The sequence below is a fragment of the Lentzea sp. CC55 genome, from assembly GCF_021056325.1.
In the GTDB taxonomy this organism is placed as follows: domain Bacteria; phylum Actinomycetota; class Actinomycetes; order Mycobacteriales; family Pseudonocardiaceae; genus Lentzea; species Lentzea jiangxiensis.
In genome coordinates this window covers 42,822-58,803 of the sequence record NZ_JAJCXE010000014.1, presented here as the reverse complement: position 1 = coordinate 58,803, position 15,982 = coordinate 42,822, and the positions used below count along the sequence as shown (strand labels likewise).

At 70.5% G+C, this 15,982-nt stretch carries 14 protein-coding genes and 1 pseudogene; 11 read left to right on the top strand and 4 right to left on the bottom strand.

All coding sequences use genetic code 11. The annotated features are described in order from the left end of the window. The first annotated feature begins 21 nt into the window (after positions 1-21). On the top strand, positions 22-1,317 hold the full coding sequence (locus tag L6E10_RS09830) for a serine/threonine-protein kinase (RefSeq protein WP_236218947.1): 1,296 nt from the start codon (positions 22-24) through the stop codon (positions 1,315-1,317). A 22-nt stretch (positions 1,318-1,339) separates the two neighbouring features. On the opposite strand, the gene L6E10_RS09825 is transcribed toward L6E10_RS09830, so the two are convergent. The 3 genes from L6E10_RS09825 to L6E10_RS09815 all read right to left on the bottom strand — a co-directional run bounded on the left by L6E10_RS09825 (position 1,340) and on the right by L6E10_RS09815 (position 4,283). Beyond that, positions 1,340-2,005 (bottom strand): HAD family hydrolase, encoded by a 666-nt coding sequence (locus L6E10_RS09825; RefSeq protein ID WP_236218945.1) that lies wholly within the window; start codon positions 2,003-2,005, stop codon positions 1,340-1,342. Positions 2,006-2,026: 21 nt separating this feature from the next. Continuing rightward, positions 2,027-3,325, bottom strand: a complete 1,299-nt coding sequence (locus L6E10_RS09820) for a wax ester/triacylglycerol synthase family O-acyltransferase (protein ID WP_236218943.1) — start codon at positions 3,323-3,325, stop codon at positions 2,027-2,029. A gap of 61 nt (positions 3,326-3,386) precedes the next feature. Then, positions 3,387-4,283, bottom strand: a complete 897-nt coding sequence (locus L6E10_RS09815) for an anti-sigma factor RsbA family regulatory protein (RefSeq protein WP_236218941.1) — start codon at positions 4,281-4,283, stop codon at positions 3,387-3,389. A 240-nt stretch (positions 4,284-4,523) separates the two neighbouring features. Between L6E10_RS09815 and L6E10_RS09810 the strand changes: the two genes are divergently transcribed. Together L6E10_RS09810 and L6E10_RS09805 are read left to right on the top strand one after the other, a co-directional pair. Beyond that, positions 4,524-5,312 (top strand): alpha/beta fold hydrolase, encoded by a 789-nt coding sequence (locus L6E10_RS09810; RefSeq protein WP_236218940.1) that lies wholly within the window; start codon positions 4,524-4,526, stop codon positions 5,310-5,312. A gap of 166 nt (positions 5,313-5,478) precedes the next feature. Further along, positions 5,479-5,880, top strand: a pseudogene (locus L6E10_RS09805) (integrase core domain-containing protein); the annotation flags it as partial. Here the strand turns inward: L6E10_RS09805 and L6E10_RS09800 are convergent. Next, positions 5,877-6,416, bottom strand: coding sequence for an MOSC domain-containing protein (locus tag L6E10_RS09800; RefSeq protein ID WP_236218938.1), 540 nt, complete (start codon positions 6,414-6,416; stop codon positions 5,877-5,879). The pseudogene L6E10_RS09805 and the gene L6E10_RS09800 overlap by 4 nt on opposite strands. 263 nt (positions 6,417-6,679) lie before the next feature. On the opposite strand from L6E10_RS09800, the gene L6E10_RS09795 reads away from it, so the two are divergent. The 8 genes from L6E10_RS09795 (at position 6,680) to L6E10_RS09755 (ending at position 15,977) form a co-directional block, all read left to right on the top strand. Further along, positions 6,680-7,675: a LacI family DNA-binding transcriptional regulator gene (locus L6E10_RS09795; protein WP_236218935.1), complete on the top strand. Its 996-nt coding sequence runs from the start codon at positions 6,680-6,682 to the stop codon at positions 7,673-7,675. A 112-nt stretch (positions 7,676-7,787) separates the two neighbouring features. Beyond that, positions 7,788-9,431, top strand: coding sequence for an ABC transporter substrate-binding protein (locus L6E10_RS09790; protein ID WP_236218932.1), 1,644 nt, complete (start codon positions 7,788-7,790; stop codon positions 9,429-9,431). 3 nt (positions 9,432-9,434) lie between these two features. Continuing rightward, the gene (locus L6E10_RS41165; protein WP_374236231.1) at positions 9,435-10,340 is read left to right on the top strand and encodes an ABC transporter ATP-binding protein; all 906 of its coding nucleotides are present in this window, start codon (positions 9,435-9,437) and stop codon (positions 10,338-10,340) included. After that, entirely contained in the window at positions 10,337-11,317 is a 981-nt protein-coding gene (locus L6E10_RS09775) for an ABC transporter permease (RefSeq protein WP_236218931.1), read from the top strand. Before L6E10_RS41165 ends, L6E10_RS09775 begins: the two co-directional genes overlap by 4 nt. Positions 11,318-11,324: 7 nt before the next feature. After that, positions 11,325-12,143, top strand: a complete 819-nt coding sequence (locus L6E10_RS09770; RefSeq protein ID WP_236218929.1) for an ABC transporter permease — start codon at positions 11,325-11,327, stop codon at positions 12,141-12,143. Next, positions 12,140-13,096, top strand: coding sequence for an ABC transporter ATP-binding protein (locus tag L6E10_RS09765; protein ID WP_236218928.1), 957 nt, complete (start codon positions 12,140-12,142; stop codon positions 13,094-13,096). Before L6E10_RS09770 ends, L6E10_RS09765 begins: the two co-directional genes overlap by 4 nt. Further along, positions 13,089-14,423: a GH1 family beta-glucosidase gene (locus L6E10_RS09760; RefSeq protein WP_236218926.1), complete on the top strand. Its 1,335-nt coding sequence runs from the start codon at positions 13,089-13,091 to the stop codon at positions 14,421-14,423. Before L6E10_RS09765 ends, L6E10_RS09760 begins: the two co-directional genes overlap by 8 nt. A 297-nt stretch (positions 14,424-14,720) precedes the next feature. Continuing rightward, positions 14,721-15,977, top strand: a complete 1,257-nt coding sequence (locus L6E10_RS09755) for a lysine N(6)-hydroxylase/L-ornithine N(5)-oxygenase family protein (protein WP_236218924.1) — start codon at positions 14,721-14,723, stop codon at positions 15,975-15,977. Positions 15,978-15,982: the final 5 nt, after the last annotated feature.

The window sequence follows — 15,982 nt, the reverse complement described above, 5'->3', positions numbered from 1 at the left end:
CAGCGCGACGAGCGGAGGCCCATGAGCGCAGCCTGGGACGGCGACCTGACAGGCGCGGTGATCGACGACCGGTTCGTGGTCGGCACACTCCTCGGATCCGGTGGGATGGCCGAGGTCTACCGCGCCTACGACAGATCGACGACGTCCTCGGTGGCCATCAAGATCTTCACCGGTCCCGGCCTGCCCGACGACGAGCTGCGCCTGCAGCGCGAGGCCTCGATGCTGGCCTCACTCGACTGCCCCGGCATCATCCCGGTGTACGCGTCCGGCAGCGTGTCGCGCCGCCCGTACTTCGTGATGCGCGAGATCACCGGCGGCACCCTGCGCCAGCGCATGCGCGAACCGCTGCCGCCCCGGTTCGTGGCTCGGATCGGCGGTCAGATCGCGTCGGTGCTCGACCACGTGCACGGCCTGGGCGTCGTGCACCGCGACATCAAGCCGTCCAACATCCTGATCGACGACGAGGAGAAGCAGGCCTACCTCGCGGACTTCGGCCTCGCGCTGGTGGCCGAGGTGACGCGGGTGACGACGTCCGGCATCCTCGTCGGCACCGCCGGCTACCTGTCGCCGGAGCAGGTGCGCGGGGGCGACGTGGGTCCGGCCGCGGACATCTACTCGCTCGGCCTGGTGCTGCTGGAGTGCCTGACCGGGCGGACCGAGTACCCCGGTGGCGACGCCGAGGCGGCCCTGGCCCGGCTGGCCCGCGCGCCGCGGATCCCCGTCGACCTGCCGCTGGCCTGGGTGTCGCTGCTGTCCGCGATGACGGACTCCGACCCGCAGCGCCGCCCGACGGCCGCCCAGTGCGAGCGGTCGCTGAGCGCCGCGCACGAGGCGAGCCGCGGACTGCCCGCGTTGCTGCCGGACGCGGAGGTCGCGCCCGACCCGGAGGTGCCGAAGCCGCGCAGGGGCAAGCGCCTCGCGATCACCGCGGCGGCCGCGGTCGCGGTGACGGCGGTGGCCGTGGCGGTCGCGAACCTCGGTGGCGGCGGCTCGGAGGCCCCGGCGGCGGACCGTCCGGTCGCGCCGGACACCCAGACCCGCGTGGTGACGGTGACGCCGTCGACGGTGACCGTCGTGAACTCCCCGGACGGGTCCTCGCCGGACGGGTCCTCCCCGGACGGGTCCTCCACCGCTCCCGGTGCGCCGCAGCCCGGCGCCGAGCTGACCACGACGGTGGTGCCGCCCGGCGCGGCCCCTCCGGAGGACACCGCCACCGGGACGCCGCAGAACACGACGACCAGGACCAGCAGGGAGAAGGAGCGGAGCACGGGCAAGCCGTCGGAGCTGCCGCGCCCGTCGACCGGTCCTCGCACCTAGGAGCGGCTCGCCCTCGAACGGCTCAGGCGTTCGGTTCCTCGACGGCGGCGAAGGGCAGGTCGGACAGCTCGGCCCGCAGCGTGTCCAGGTCGGCGTACACCGCGGAGGCGCCGCGGCCGACCAGCTCGCTCTCGCCGAACCCGCCGGTCAGCAGCCCGATGGACGGCAGCCCCACCCGTGCGGCGGCCTCGCAGTCCCACACCGAGTCGCCGACGACGACGGCGCGCTCGCCCTTCACCTCGCGCAGCGCCACCTGGATCAGGTCGGGCGCCGGCTTGCTGTCCTCGACGTCGTCGGACGTGGTCCAGGCGACGTCGCCGGGGTCGATCAGCTTCAGGTAGTGCTCGACGTGCTTGCGCTTGCCCGAGCTGGCGAGCACGACGGAGAGGCCCAGGTCGGCGGCCGCGCGGACCAGGCGGTGGGCGCCCTCGACCGGCTGGATCTCGTCGATCATCTCGTCGAAGTGCCGTTCCCACGCCTCGCGCAGGGTGTCGCCGTGGTCGCGTTCGACGTTGTCGCCCGCCACAGCCGCCACCAGCTTGTCGCCGCCCATGCCGATCGCGCGGTGCACCCGCCACGCGGGCACGGTGATGTCGACGCCGCGGAACGCCCGCAGCCACGCCACCGTGTGGTGGTAGTTGGTGTCGACCAGCGTGCCGTCCACGTCGAGGACCAGGGTGTTGCTCATGGGCCAGGTGTGCCCGGGGACCTACCTGGGCAAACCCACCAGCTCGCGGGTGTGGTGCAACGACGCCAGCTCCCGGCGCAGCACGCCGTCGAGCCACTGCGCGTCCGACATCCACGACTGGTTGGTGTTCAGGCAGACGTGCACGGACGACCGGTAGACCGACAGCGCGACGCCCACGGCGTGACCGGGCGCGACGGGCGCCACCGGGTACATCTCGCACAGGTCCGCGCCGTCCAGGGCGAGCGGGACGGACGGCAGCGGCACCGACGTGACCAGCGTGTCGAACAGCAGGGGAGCGCAGCGGCCCATCACCGGCGCGGCCAGGCGGTGCACCAGGGCCGGCACCCTGTCGGCGAGCAGCGGCAGCGCGCCCGCGCCCCGGCCGGACCCGGCGGCCTTGGCCGACTCCATCTGAGCGCGGATGTCGCGCAGCCGTTCCACCGGGTCGGCGGTGCCGACGGGCAGGGACACGAGGAAGCCGGAGATCTGGTTGCCCGACGCGCCGTCGCCGGAACGTGAGCGCTGGTTGACCGGGATCAGCGCGCGCACGACCGAGTCCGGTCCGGCGCTGTCGTGCGCGGAAAGCCAGTGGCGCAACGCACCTGTGACGAGAGCGAGCAGCACGTCGTTCACCGTGCCGCCGTGCGCGCGCCGGATCCGGTGCACGTCCGAGAGGTCCAGACGCGACATCACGACGCGGCGTGGGCGGGTGGACGCGGTGAGCACCGGCGAGTTCAGCGTCGGCGGGCGGGTGTTCATCAGCACCGAGGACGCGATGTCGATCGTGTCCCTGATCCCGCGCAGCGACGGCAGCGACGGGATGAGCGACTTCGCGGCCGGCTCCGGAGCGTCCGGAATGGACAACCGGGAGGCGTCGAAGAGCCGCAACCCCAGGCCCACGGCCTTCATGCCGTCGCACAGCGAGTGGTGCAGCTTCGCGACGACGGCGAACCGGCCCGCCGCCAGTCCGGTGACGACGTGCAGCTCCCACGGCGGGCGCGCGAGGTCGAGCGGCTGCGCCATGAGGTGGGAGACCAAGGTGGCGAACCGTTCCCTGCCGCGCACGTGGTGCGTGAAGACGTGGTCCTCGGGCGCGAAACCGGGGTCCTCCACCCAGCGCGCGCCGCCCAGCAACGAGGCGCGGGCGCGGTGGCGCAGGCGGGGAACCTCCTGCGCGCGTTCGCACAGCACGGCGGCGATGCGGGCCGGGTGCACCGGAGTGGACGGTGCGAAGGTCGCGACCGCGCCGAGGTGCAACGGGTTGGCGTCACCCTCCATGGCGAGGAAGGCGATGTCGAGGGGGGAGAGGTGGTCTGCCATAGCTGTGCAAGGAAAACAGGTCCGCGTGACACGCGCATTGCGATGAGATGGCGGCGACTCCCTACCGTCCCAAGTACACCCGAACGGTGGTACCGCTGTGACTCGTGTGGGTGCGAACCAGGTCACACAACAGGTTGACCATCACGATCCCGAAGCCGGACAGGCCGGTGAACGAGGGCGGGAAGCCCGTTCCGGAGTCGCTCACCTCGCAGACGACGGTGTCGTCCTCGCGCCACATCCGCAGCACCCCGCGGCCCGACGCGTGCAGGATGCTGTTCGTCGCCAGCTCGTTCACGGCGAGCACCAGGTCCTCGACCCGGTCGCGGCGCAGCGTGTGCGCGAACGCGGCGACGAGCTTGCGCACGTGGGCCAGCGTGCCGACGGTGAAGGGGTGCTCCTCGGCGCCCAGCGGTGGGGGCGGCAGCGGCACGTTGTAGAGGTCGGCGAGACCGGCCGGATCGGTGTACCACTCGCTCGCGACGCGCCGTTCGCCGTCGATCACCACCGGGTGCGTGCGCTTGGCGTCGTCCAGCACGTGGCCGGGCAACGCCCCCGCGTCGTACGGGCACAGGATGACGCCCCGCCGGCCCTCGAACGCCGTGTTGACCAACGCCTCGTGCTGCACGCACGCCGGGTACTCGAGCTCGGTGCGGCCGGGCCAGATCGGCTCGCCGACCATCCGGAAGCGCTGTTGCGTGCTCGCGCTGAACGCCATCAGCACACCGGGGATGATCCGGCCGGGGTTGCGCCCGGCCTCGGTCATGTCGATGAAGTGGACCTGGTCCGCCGTGCCGCCCAGCCGTGCGCGCAGGGGCGCGATGCTCACCTCCGGCACCGCCACGAGCACGGGCTCACCGGCCTCGACTCCGTCCGCCACGAATCTGGCCGTACCGGTGAGGAAGTCGTCCTCATCCCGGTAGAACAGGGCTTCGTGCGCGAACGGGGCAACGGGGTTCATCGGATTCCCGGCGGGCTCGGTGGCTGCGTCAGCCCTCCATTCTGCTACCCGTAACAGTGTTTCGGCGGGGGCCGGCCGGTGGTTGTCGGCGGGCGTCCAGGTGTCACGCGGTGCCGTGGCGGGTATCTCACGCTTCCGGCCGAGCCCGTCGGAGTGCCGTCCGGGGGGAGCTCGTCGTGCGGACGGGGAAAAGCCCAGGCAGACTGCCCTGGAGTCGGGGCCTTGCGAGGAGGTGACGCCGTGATCGCGCACCACACGCTGACCGGGCCGGAGGACGCGCCGGTGCTGGTGCTCGGCAACGCGCTCGGCACGACGACCGAGCTGTGGAACGACTTCTCGCTGCCGTTCCGCCTGCTGCGGTTCGACCACCGCGGCCACGGCGGCAGCGCGCCCGTGCCCGGTCCGTGCGAGATCGAGGACTTGGCCCGAGACGTCATGGAACTGTTGGACCACTTGGGATTGCGCCAGGTCTACTACTGCGGTGTGTCCCTCGGGGGAATGGTCGGCATGTGGCTCGCCGCGCACACCGACCGCATCTCCCGGCTCGCGCTGGTGTCCACGGCCGCGTGGCTGCCGGACAAGAAGCGGCTGGACGACCGGATCGCACTGCTGCGCTCGCGGGGGATGGAGCCCGCCGCGGACGCGATCGTCGGGCGCTGGTTCACGCCGGGGTGCGCGCCGGACGTCGTCGCCCGCTTCCGCGCCGGCCTGCTGGAGGTCGACCTGCCGTCGTACCTCGCGTGCGCCGAGGCCGTGCGGCGCATGGACCTGCGGGCGGACCTCGCGAAGATCGACGTGCCGACGGTGGTGATCGCGGCGGCGCAGGACCACGCGACACCGACGGAACTCGTGCGGCACACCGCGGAGGAGCTGCCCGACTCGGAGCTCTACGTGGTCGGCGACGCGGCGCACCTGGCGGTCGTCGAGGCACCGCGGACGATCTCGGTGATCCTCGACGACCACTTCGGCAACGACCAGGCCTGGTGCCGCGCCACGAGCCGGGCGCTCCCGCTCCCGGACCGGGGCTGATGTGGTGTCCCGGGACGTTGTTGCGGACGTGATGGCCTGTCGTGGAGACAGGGGACGGCCTCCGGGTGTGGAGTGGAACCGCTGAGGAACCGCTTCACGGTCTGGAGGCCAACGTGTCCCACCCTGACGCGACGTCGACCCCGCGCACCCGGTTGCGGCTGGCAGGGCCTGTGCCGAAATCCACGCCGGCGAAACCGCCGTCACCGCCATCGCGGTACTGCGCCGCGCTACCGCTTGGTTCTCCGATCGGGGAGTGACCGTCGAACGAGCCCTCTCCGACAACGGGGCCTGCTACAAGTCCTACGCCTGGCGAGACGCCTGCGCCGAGCCCGACATCCGTCATGAGCGCACGCGCCCTTACCGGCTCCAGGCCAACGGCGAAATCGAACGCTTCCACCGGACCCTGGCCGGCGGCTGGGCCTGCGCCCGCCACCACACCTCAGAAGACCAGCGCCGAACCGCCCTGTCCGGCTGGCTGCACTTCTGCGATCACCACCGAGCCCACTCCGCTCTCGGAGGCCGGCCACCCATCACCCGGCTGACCAACCTCCCCGGACGTCACACCTAGACCTTTTCGAGCGGCCGGTGCGGCCGCGCCGGGAGCTCGACCCGGATCTCGTCGCCCGGCCGCACGACGCCGCCGGCGAGCACGACCGACATGATCCCGGCGCGGCGCACCAGCTCGCCGTCCGGGCCCTTGAACACGACCTCCTTCAGCAGGCCGGAGGAGAACCGGTCGATCTGCACGCACGGGTTGCGCAGGCCGGTCACCTCCACGACGGCCTCGGGGCCCAGGTGCAGGCGGGTTCCGGTGGGCAGGCCCAGCAGGTCGACGCCGCGCGTGGTGACGTTCTCGCCGATCTGGCCCGGCTCGACGGCGAAGCCCTTGCCGCGCAGCTCGTCGAGCAGTTCCTCGTGGATCAGGTGCACCTGGCGCAGGTTCGGCTGGGTCGGGTCCTGGGCCACCCTCGACCGGTGCTTGACCGTGACGCCCTGGTGGACGTCGCCCTCGACACCGAGACCGGCGAGCAAAGTGATGCTCTCGCGCACGGGCTTGGTGAACGTGTACTCCTCGCTGCGGCTGACCGCCGTCACAACCCCCATGACGACGATTGTGCACGATCGGCTGAGACGCGGAACGTGCTCCGTTCGGCCCAGCGCGCGAAGGGACGCGAACCGGTCAGGACATCCCGGTACAAGGCGTCCGGCGGTGCCCTGCCTGCGGCGATGGGGTGAGTTGTGGAAACGCTCTCACGAACTTCCGGCAAGAGTCTTGACTGGGGCTGAGGTCAGGCTGTTGACTCCGTCACACCTCGTCGGAACCGGTTACGGAACCGGTTCCAGGAGGCGGCGGAAGGAAGTTCGGCATGCGTGTCACGATCGCAGAGGTCGCCCAACGCGCCCAGGTGTCCAAAGCGACCGTGTCACGTGTGCTGAACGGCAAGCCGGACGTGGACGCCTCGACCGCCCAGCGCGTGCGCAAGGTCATCGACGAGATCGGGTACGTGCCCAGCGCCCGCGCCGTCGGCCTGGCGAGGGGACGCACCCGGACCGTCGCGATGCTCGCGCCGTCGCTCACCTGGCCGTGGATGGGCGAGGTGCTGCAGGGCATCGTCGACACGCTGGAGGCCGACGGGTACGGCCTGCTGCTCTACACGCTGAACCGCGGCCCCGACTCGCTCAACCAGTTCGCGAACCACGTGTCCGCCAACGCCTTCGACGGTCTGCTGGTCGTCGAGCCGCCGGACGCCCTGCACTACATCTCCACGCTCTACCGGGCGGGCCTGCCGGTCGTCATGATCGACGACCGCGGCTCGCACCCGGAGTTCCCCTCGGTGACGACGACGAACCGGCAGGGAGGCGCGGACGTCGCACGGCACCTCGTCGCGGCGGGCCGCCGCAGGTTCGCCGTCGTCACCGGGCCTCCGCACTTCGGGTGCACCCGGGCGCGGCTGGACGGGTTCCGGCTCGCTCTGGCCGAAGCGGGCCTGACGCTGCACCCGGATCTCGTGGTCGACGGCGACTTCACCACGGAAGGTGGTGAAGTCGCCGTCGACAAGCTCGTCGCGAGCGGGATCCCGTTCGACGCCGTGTTCGCGCAGAACGACCTCTCGGCGGTCGGGGTGCTGCGGGCGCTGCGGGAGTCCGGCCGCAGCGTCCCCGACGACGTGTCCGTGGTCGGCTTCGACGACGTCCCGGTCGCGGGACACACCGAACCCCGGCTGACGACGATCCGCCAGCCGCTGCAGGAGATGGGTGCCGCCGCCGCGCGGATGCTGCTCTCCACGCTCGAGGGACAGCCCCTGCCCGACCACCCGCTGGTGCTGCCGACCTCGTTGATCGTGCGCGAATCCGCGCCCTGACCCACCCGCCCCACCACAACTGAAGAACCCGCCGGGCCGGACCACGGCCCGGCTGGTTCGCCGTACGCATGAGAGAGCGCTCTCATGCTCCGTCGTATCGGGAGATTCCCCCATGCGCAGAACAATCATCGTCGCGTTGGCACTGGCGCTCGCGGCGACAGGTTGCTCCTCCGGCGGTGCCTCCAAGGCCTCCGGCGTGTTGACCGTGGGCATGCCCAACGGGCCCCTGACCGAGAACCACAACCCGTTCCTGCCCACGTCGGCGGCGGGGTCGCTCGGCTACCGCTACCAGATCTACGAGCCGCTGGCGTTCGTGAACAACACGCGCCCGGCCCAGGACCCGGTGCCGTGGCTCGCGACCAAGTGGGACTGGTCGGACAACTACAGGAAGGTCACCTTCACGATCCGGGAGAACGTGAAGTGGTCCGACGGCAAGCCGCTCACGGCCGCCGACGTCGCCTTCTCGTACGAGATCCTCAAGAAGTGGCCGGCGCTCAACAACCGCGACTCGCTCAAGGTGGAGACCGCGACGGCGACGCCCGACGGCAAGGTCGAGGTCACCTTCCCCTCGCCGCAGTTCGTGAACCGCAACAAGGTCATCAGCGCGATGGTGGTGCCGCAGCACATCTGGAGCACCGTGCCGGACCCCACGACCTACACGAACCCGAACCCGGTCGGCACCGGCCCGTTCCAGCTCAAGTCCTTCACGTCGCAGACCGTCACGATCGCGCGGCGCGCCGAGTACTGGCAGGAGCTGCCCAAGGTCCCGGAGATCCAGTACACCTCGTACAACGACAACACGGCGCAGACCACCGCGCTGGCGTCGGGCGCGAGCCAGTGGTCGTACGTCTTCATCCCGGACTACCAGAAGCTGTACGTGGACAAGGACCCGGCGCACCACAAGCTCTGGTTCCCGGCCGGCCTCGGCATCCACGGCCTGTGGCTGAACACGACGATCGCGCCGTTCGACAACCCCGCGCTGCGTGCGGCCATGAGCGACGTGATCGACCGCGAGGCGATCTTCGTCCGCGGTGAGGCCCGCCTGTTCCCGAAGCTCGAGTCGAAGACCGGCATGCCGCTGCCCGCCGGTGAGTCGTTCCTCGCGCCGGAGTACAGGGACGCGAAGTTCAAGATCGACGTCGACGGCGCCAAGCAGAAGCTGGCGGCGGCCGGGTTCAAGCTGGAGGGCGACGTGCTCAAGGCGCCCGACGGCAAACCGGTCACGATCGAGCTCACCAACCCGTCCGGCTGGTCGGACTACCTGACGGTGCTCGACATCATCAAGAGCGACCTGAAGAAGATCGGCATCGAGGCGACCGTGCGCACGCAGACCGCGGACGCGTGGACCACCGACTTCGCGAACGGCGCGTTCCAGGGCTCGCTGCGCTGGACCAACACCGGCGCGACGCCGTACGAGATGTACCAGAACATCATGGACGCGGCGGAGATCAAGCCGATCGGGCAGACCGCGGCGGTGAACTTCGGCCGCTACAACAACCCGGAGGCCACCGCGGCGCTGGCGGAGTACGCGAACGCCGCAGACGACGCCTCGCGGGCCAAGAGCCTCGCGGTGCTGCAGAAGATCATGGTCGAGCAGGTGCCGATGATCCCGACGTCCGCGGGGCCGATCGGTGCGGAGTACAGCACGAAGAGCTGGGTGGGCTGGCCGACCGAGGAGGACCCGTACGGTCCGCCGCAGGCCACGCTGCCCAACGCCCTGCAGATCGTCATGAAGCTCAAGCCCGCGGGGTCGTAGAAGATGAATGAAGTCGCGCTTGAAGCGAAGGGTCTGGTCAAGACCTACAAGCGCGTGCGTGCGGTGCAGGACGTCTCGATCGTCCTGCGCCGCGGGCGCGTGACCGCCCTCGTCGGCGAGTCCGGATCCGGCAAGTCGACGGTGGCGAAGCTGCTCGCGCGGCTCGTGGAACCCACCTCCGGCGAGATCCTGCTCGACGGCGAGAAGGTGCGGCGGGTGCGGGCGTACCGGCGCAAGGTCCAGATGGTGTTCCAGGACCCCTTCGCCTCGCTCAACCCGGTCCACACGGTCCGCTACCACCTGGCCCGGCCGCTGAAGATCCACCAGCGGCCGGAGACGGTGGAGGAGCTGCTGCGGCGGGTGAACCTGCCCGCCGACTTCGCCTCGCGGTACCCGCACGAGCTCTCGGGCGGCCAGCGGCAGCGCGTCGCGATCGCCCGCGCGCTCGCCGCGCACCCCGAGGTGCTGCTCGCCGACGAGCCGGTGTCCATGCTGGACGTCTCCATCCGGCTCGGTGTGCTGAACCTGTTGCTGGACCTCAAGGAACGGCTCAAGCTCGCGGTCCTCTACATCACGCACGACATCGCGTCCGCGCGCTACTTCGCGGACGAGACGTTCGTGATGTACGGCGGGCAGATCGTCGAGGGCGGCGACAGCGAGACCGTGACGCAGAGGCCGGCCCACCCCTACACGCAGCTGCTGATCGAGTCCGCGCCCGACCCGGAGCGGTCGGTGGTCGCGCTGGACGCGCCACCGGAGGAGACCACCCAGGTCTCGACCGGCTGCCGGTTCGCGCCGCGCTGCCCGAAGGCGCAGTCGCGGTGCTGGACCGAGGCGCCCCCGCGCACGGAGGTCGACCCCTCCGGGCACTGGGCGGCCTGCTGGCTCTACGTGGAGGCGGCGGCATGACGTTCCTGGTGCGCCGTGCGCTGTTCTACCTCGTCACGTTGTGGGCGGCGATCACGATGAACTTCCTGCTGCCGCGCCTGCTGCCCGGCGACCCGGTGCAGGCGATGATCACCAAGCTCGGCGGCCGCCTGAACAGCGACGCGATGGCCTCGCTGTACGTGCTGTTCGGGCTCGACGAGCAGAAGTCGATCTGGGAGCAGTACCTCGACTACTGGGGCGCGCTGTTCCAGGGCGACCTCGGGCTGTCGTTCACGTTCTTCCCGACGCCGGTCGCCGACGTGCTCTCGCAGTCGCTGCCGTGGACGCTCGGCCTGGTCGGCGTCACGACGGTCATCGCGTTCCTGCTGGGCACCCTGATGGGCGTCTACGCGGGGTGGAAGCGCGGGTCGTGGATGGACAACCTCATCCCGTTGACGACGTTCCTGTCGTCGATCCCGTACTTCTGGCTCGGGCTGATCGCGATCTCGCTGTTCTCGGTGACGTGGCCGCTGCTACCGGCGTCCGGCGGCTACGCGGCCGGTCTCGTGCCGGAGTTCTCCGGCGAGTTCATCGGCAGCGTCCTGGAGCACGCGGTGCTGCCGGGTGTCACGATCGTCGTGAGCTCGGTGGCCGGCTGGATCCTCGGCATGCGCAACATGATGGTGACCGTGACGGCCGAGGACTACGTGCTGGTGGCGCGGGCCAAGGGGCTCACGCAGAAGCGGATCATGTTCGCCTACGCGGCCCGCAACGCCGTGCTGCCGTCGATCTCGGGTTTCGCGCTGTCGCTGGGGTTTATCGTCGGCGGCGCCCTGCTGGTCGAGATGGTGTTCTCCTACCCGGGCCTCGGCTACGTGCTGTTCCAGGGCATCGGAGCGAAGGACTACCCGTTGATGCAGGGCGTGTTCCTGGTGATCACACTGACCGTGCTGGTGGCGAACCTGCTCGCGGACATCGGCTACCTGCTGCTGGACCCGCGCACCCGGCGGGAGGGCTGAGACCGCGATGAACTCCAAGACCAAGCTGGGCCTGGGCATCCTGGCCTTCTTCACGCTGATCGCCGTGGTGGGCGAGTGGATCGCGCCGTACGACCCGTCCGCGATGGGCGACGACCTGCTGTCGCCGCCTTCCGCCGCGCACTGGTTCGGCACGACCATGACCGGGCAGGACATCTTCTCCCAGGTGCTCGTCGGCACCAGGGGCGTGATGGTCGTCGGGCTGGTCTGCGGTGTGCTCGCGACCTTCCTGTCGATCCTGGTCGGCGTGACCGCAGGGTTCCTCGGCGGCGCTGCCGACGAGGCCCTGTCCATGCTGTCCAACGTCTTCCTGGTCATCCCGGCGCTGCCGCTGATCATCATCGTGGCGTCGATGCTGCCGTCGGCGGACACCGTGCTGATCGCGGCGGTGATCGCGCTGACCGCGTGGGCGTGGGGCGCGCGGGTGCTGCGCGCGCAGACGATGTCGTTGCGGCGCAGGGACTTCGTGGAAGCCGCGCGGGCGTCCGGCGAGTCGACCTGGCGCATCATCGTGTTCGAGGTGCTGCCGAACCTGATGGCGGTGATCGCGTCCGGCTTCGTCGGGACGGTGATCTTCGCGGTCATGCTGCAGATCACGCTGTCGTTCGTCGGCGTCATCTCGTTGTCGACCTGGAACTGGGGAACGATCCTGTTCTGGGCGCAGAGCAACCAGGCGCTCGGCCTGGGCGCGTGGTGGTGGTTCGTCCCCGCCGGCCTGTGCATCGCGTTGCTGGGCACGGCGCTGGCACTGATCAACTTCGGGATCGACGAGTACGCGAATCCCCGGCTGCGGAAGGTGCGCGCATGAGCCCGGTGCTGGAGATCCGCGATCTCTCGGTGGACTACGGCAAGCTGCGCGCCGTGCACAACGTCTCGCTCTCGCTGAACAAGGGCGAGGTCCTCGGCCTCGCGGGGGAGAGCGGCAGCGGCAAGTCCACCCTGGCCTACGCCGCGACCCGGCTGCTGCAGCCGCCGGGCCACGTGCCGTCGGGCGAGGTGTTGTTCAAGGGCAGGGACCTGCTGTCGCTGAGCGAGAAGGAGCTGCAGGTCCTGCGCTGGAGCGAGATCTCCATCGTGTTCCAGGGCGCGATGAACGCCCTGAACCCGGTGATCTCGGTCGGCACGCAGATCGACGACGTGCTGCGCACCCACCGGCCGCGGATGAAGCGGCCGGAGCGCACCGCCCGCGCCCGTGAGCTGCTGTCGCTGGTGGGCATCCCGACCGACCGGCTCGGCGCGTACCCGCACCAGCTCTCCGGCGGCATGCGGCAGCGCGTGATGATCGCGATGGCGCTCGCGCTGGAGCCCGAGATCGTCATCATGGACGAGCCCACCACCGCGCTCGACGTGGTGGTGCAGCGGCAGATCCTCGGCCAGATGATGAGGCTGCGCGAGACGCTCGGCTTCTCGATCGTCTTCATCACCCACGACATCTCGCTGCTGGTCGAGTTCTCCGACCGCATCGCGATCATGTACGGGGGCCGCGTGGTCGAGGAGGCGCCCGCCTCGGAGATCTACCGGGCCGCCAAGCACCCGTACAGCCAGGGCCTGCTGTCGTCGTTCCCGGCGCTGCGCGGGCCTCGCCGCGAGCTGAAGGGCATCCCGGGCTCGCCGCCGGACCTGCGCTCGATGCCGGCGGGCTGCCCGTTCCACCCGCGCTGCCCGTCCGCGATGGACGTCTGCGGCGAGCGGATGCCGTCCCTCGAGTCCGTCGAGGAACGCCGCCGCGTGGCCTGCTGGCTGGAGGACGTGCGTGTCTGACGTGACCGCGGGCCTGCCGGCGGACTTCTTCTGGGGCGTCGCGACTTCGGCGTACCAGATCGAGGGCGCGCACGACGAGGACGGCAGGACACCGTCCATCTGGGACACCTTTTGCCGCCGTCCCGGTGCCGTCGCCAACGGCGAGAACGGTGACGTGGCCTGCGACCACTACCACCGCATGCCCGCCGACGTGGCGATGATCGCGGGTCTCGGCGTCGACAAGTACCGCTTCTCCGTGTCGTGGCCGCGCATCCAGCCCGGCGGCCGCGGCCCGGTGAACCCGAAGGGCGTGGACTTCTACTCCCGGCTCGTCGACGAGCTGCTGGCCAGGGGCGTCGACCCGTGGCTCACGCTCTACCACTGGGACCTGCCGCAGGAGCTGGAGGACGAGGGCGGCTGGCCGCACCGCGACACCGCGTACCGGTTCGCCGAGTTCGCGGGCCTGGTGCACGACGCCCTGGGCGATCGCGTGCCGACGTGGACGACGCTGAACGAGCCGTGGTGCTCGGCGGTGCTCGGCTACGACACCGGCCGCCACGCGCCGGGCCGCACCGACTTCGGCGACGCCGTGCGGGCCACGCACCACCTGCTCCTGGCGCACGGCCTCGCGGCGCGGGAGCTCCGCGCCCGCGGTGTGGAGTCCCTGGGCATCACGCTGAACATGGGCACGCACTCGGCGGCGTCGGACGACCCGCGGGACGTGGACGCGGCCCGCCGCGCCGACGGCCTCGGCACGCGCGTCTACCTGGATCCGCTGGTGTACGGGCGCTATCCGCAGGACGTGCTCGCCGACATCGCCGCGCGCGGTGCCGAGCTCCCGGTCCGCCCCGGCGACCTGGAGGTCATCTCGACGCCGCTGGACGTGTTCGGCGTCAACTACTACACCTCGCACGTGCACAGGGCGACCGCCGACCCGGCCGTGTCCGAGGTGGTGCCGCGGGGCCGTCCGGTCACCGCGATGGGCTGGGAGATCGTGCCGGAGGGCTTCACGTCGTTGCTGGTCCGGCTGCACGAGGACTACGGCGTGCCGATGGTGATCACCGAGAACGGCGCGGCCTTCGACGACCTCGACGTCGTGGACGGCCGGGTCGCCGACGCCGACCGCGTCGAGTACCTGCGGTCGCATATCGCGGCCGTGGCCGAGGCCGTGCGGGCCGGTGCGGACGTGCGCGGCTACCTGGCGTGGTCGCTGATGGACAACTTCGAGTGGGGCTACGGCTACGCCAAGCGGTTCGGCATCGTCCGCGTCGACTACGAGACCCAGCGGCGCATGCCGAAGCAGAGCGCGCTGTGGTTCCGCGACCTGGTCACCCGGCAGCGCGGGTAGGTCCCGATCCCCGGTCCGGTCGTCGTGGCACTTCCGCGTGCCCGCGACGACCGGACCGGTCTGCCGGCACGACGGACGTGACCGCCTCCGCGTCGAAGCGGAACCGGCCGAGTGGAACCCCGGCGTCCGCGGGCTGACCGAGAGCACGCTGAGCGCGTGAAACGCCCGAATCGTCCTTCGCCGGGGGCCGTGCGGCACTCCAGCGGCGTAGATCACGCCCAAATGCACTAGCTAAGGTATGCCTTAGTTAAGTTAGGGTCGCTTTACGCTGCAGTGGAGTGCCAGGAGAGGATCGCGATGGAACCGGTGTTAGACCTGGCCGGAATCGGCTTCGGGCCGTCCAACCTCGCTCTCGCGATCGCCGTGGAGGAACACGGGCTGCCCGTCCGGGCGCGGTTCTTCGAGCGGCAGCCCCGCTTCGGGTGGCACCGGGGGATGCTGCTCGAGGACGCCACGATGCAGGTGTCCTTCCTCAAGGACCTCGTGACGCTGCGCAACCCCACCAGCGGCTTCAGCTTCCTCTGCTACCTGCGCGACCGCGGGCGGCTGATCGACTTCATCAACCACAAGAACCTCTTCCCGCTGCGCAAGGAGTTCCACGACTACTTCGAGTGGGCCGCGGAACGGGTCGGGCACCACGTGTCCTACGGCACGGAGGTCTCCGAGGTCCGCGCGCACGACGACGGCTTCGAGCTCACCGCGGGCGACCAGCGGGTCAGGACGCGCAACCTCGTGCTCGCGACCGGGCTCGAGGCCAACCTGCCGGACGGCATCGAGACCGGCGAGCGGATCTGGCACAACAAGGACCTGCTGACCCGCGCCGGCACGCTCACCGACCCGCGCCAGGTCGTCGTGGTCGGCGCCGGGCAGAGCGCCGCCGAGGCCGTGGCGTTCTTCCACGACCGGTTCCCCGGTGCCGAGGTGCACGGCGTCTTCGCGCGCTACGGCTACAGCCCCGCCGACGACAGCTCGTTCGCGAACCGGATCTTCGACCCCGCCGCCGTGGACGACTTCTACGCCGCGCCGGAGGAGGTCAAGCGCAAGCTGATGGGCTACCACGCCAACACCAACTACGGCGTGGTCGACGGTGACCTGATCGAGGAGCTCTACCGCCGGGTGTACCGCGAGAAGGTCCTCGGGCGGCAGAGGTTGTTGCTGCACAACACTTCCAGGCTCATCGACGTGACGCCCGACGGCAGGTGCGCCGTCGAGTCGCTGACCGGCGGCGGACGGCTGCCGATCGACGCCGACGTGATCGTCTACGCGACCGGCTACCGCCCGGCCAACCCGTTGCGGCTGCTCGGCGGCCTCGCCGACGAGTGCGAACGCGACGAGCACGGCCGGTTGAAGGTGACGCGCGACTACCGCCTCGTCACCGGAGAAGGCATCCGCGGCGGCATCTACCTGCAGGGTGGCACCGAGCACACGCACGGCATCACGTCGTCGTTGTTGTCGAACACGGCCGTGCGTGTCGGCGAGATCCTCGACTCGGTCCTGCGGCGCGTGCAGCAGCAGGTCGCCGAGTCGGCGCCGAAGCTCCAGGCAGTCAAGTAGCTCCA

Excerpts from the sequence above, each read along its gene's own strand:
- L6E10_RS41165 (WP_374236231.1), top strand. The coding sequence starts at position 9,435 with ATGAATGAAGTCGCGCTTGAAGCGAAGGGTCTGGTCAAGACCTACAAG.
- L6E10_RS09820 (WP_236218943.1), bottom strand. The coding sequence starts at position 3,325 with ATGGCAGACCACCTCTCCCCCCTCGACATCGCCTTCCTCGCCATGGAG.
- L6E10_RS09830 (WP_236218947.1), top strand. The coding sequence starts at position 22 with ATGAGCGCAGCCTGGGACGGCGACCTGACAGGCGCGGTGATCGACGAC.
- L6E10_RS09775 (WP_236218931.1), top strand. The coding sequence starts at position 10,337 with ATGACGTTCCTGGTGCGCCGTGCGCTGTTCTACCTCGTCACGTTGTGG.
- L6E10_RS09790 (WP_236218932.1), top strand. The coding sequence starts at position 7,788 with ATGCGCAGAACAATCATCGTCGCGTTGGCACTGGCGCTCGCGGCGACA.
- L6E10_RS09755 (WP_236218924.1), top strand. The coding sequence starts at position 14,721 with ATGGAACCGGTGTTAGACCTGGCCGGAATCGGCTTCGGGCCGTCCAAC.
- L6E10_RS09800 (WP_236218938.1), bottom strand. The coding sequence starts at position 6,416 with ATGGGGGTTGTGACGGCGGTCAGCCGCAGCGAGGAGTACACGTTCACC.
- L6E10_RS09815 (WP_236218941.1), bottom strand. The coding sequence starts at position 4,283 with ATGAACCCCGTTGCCCCGTTCGCGCACGAAGCCCTGTTCTACCGGGAT.
- L6E10_RS09765 (WP_236218928.1), top strand. The coding sequence starts at position 12,140 with ATGAGCCCGGTGCTGGAGATCCGCGATCTCTCGGTGGACTACGGCAAG.
- L6E10_RS09795 (WP_236218935.1), top strand. The coding sequence starts at position 6,680 with ATGCGTGTCACGATCGCAGAGGTCGCCCAACGCGCCCAGGTGTCCAAA.
- L6E10_RS09770 (WP_236218929.1), top strand. The coding sequence starts at position 11,325 with ATGAACTCCAAGACCAAGCTGGGCCTGGGCATCCTGGCCTTCTTCACG.
- L6E10_RS09825 (WP_236218945.1), bottom strand. The coding sequence starts at position 2,005 with ATGAGCAACACCCTGGTCCTCGACGTGGACGGCACGCTGGTCGACACC.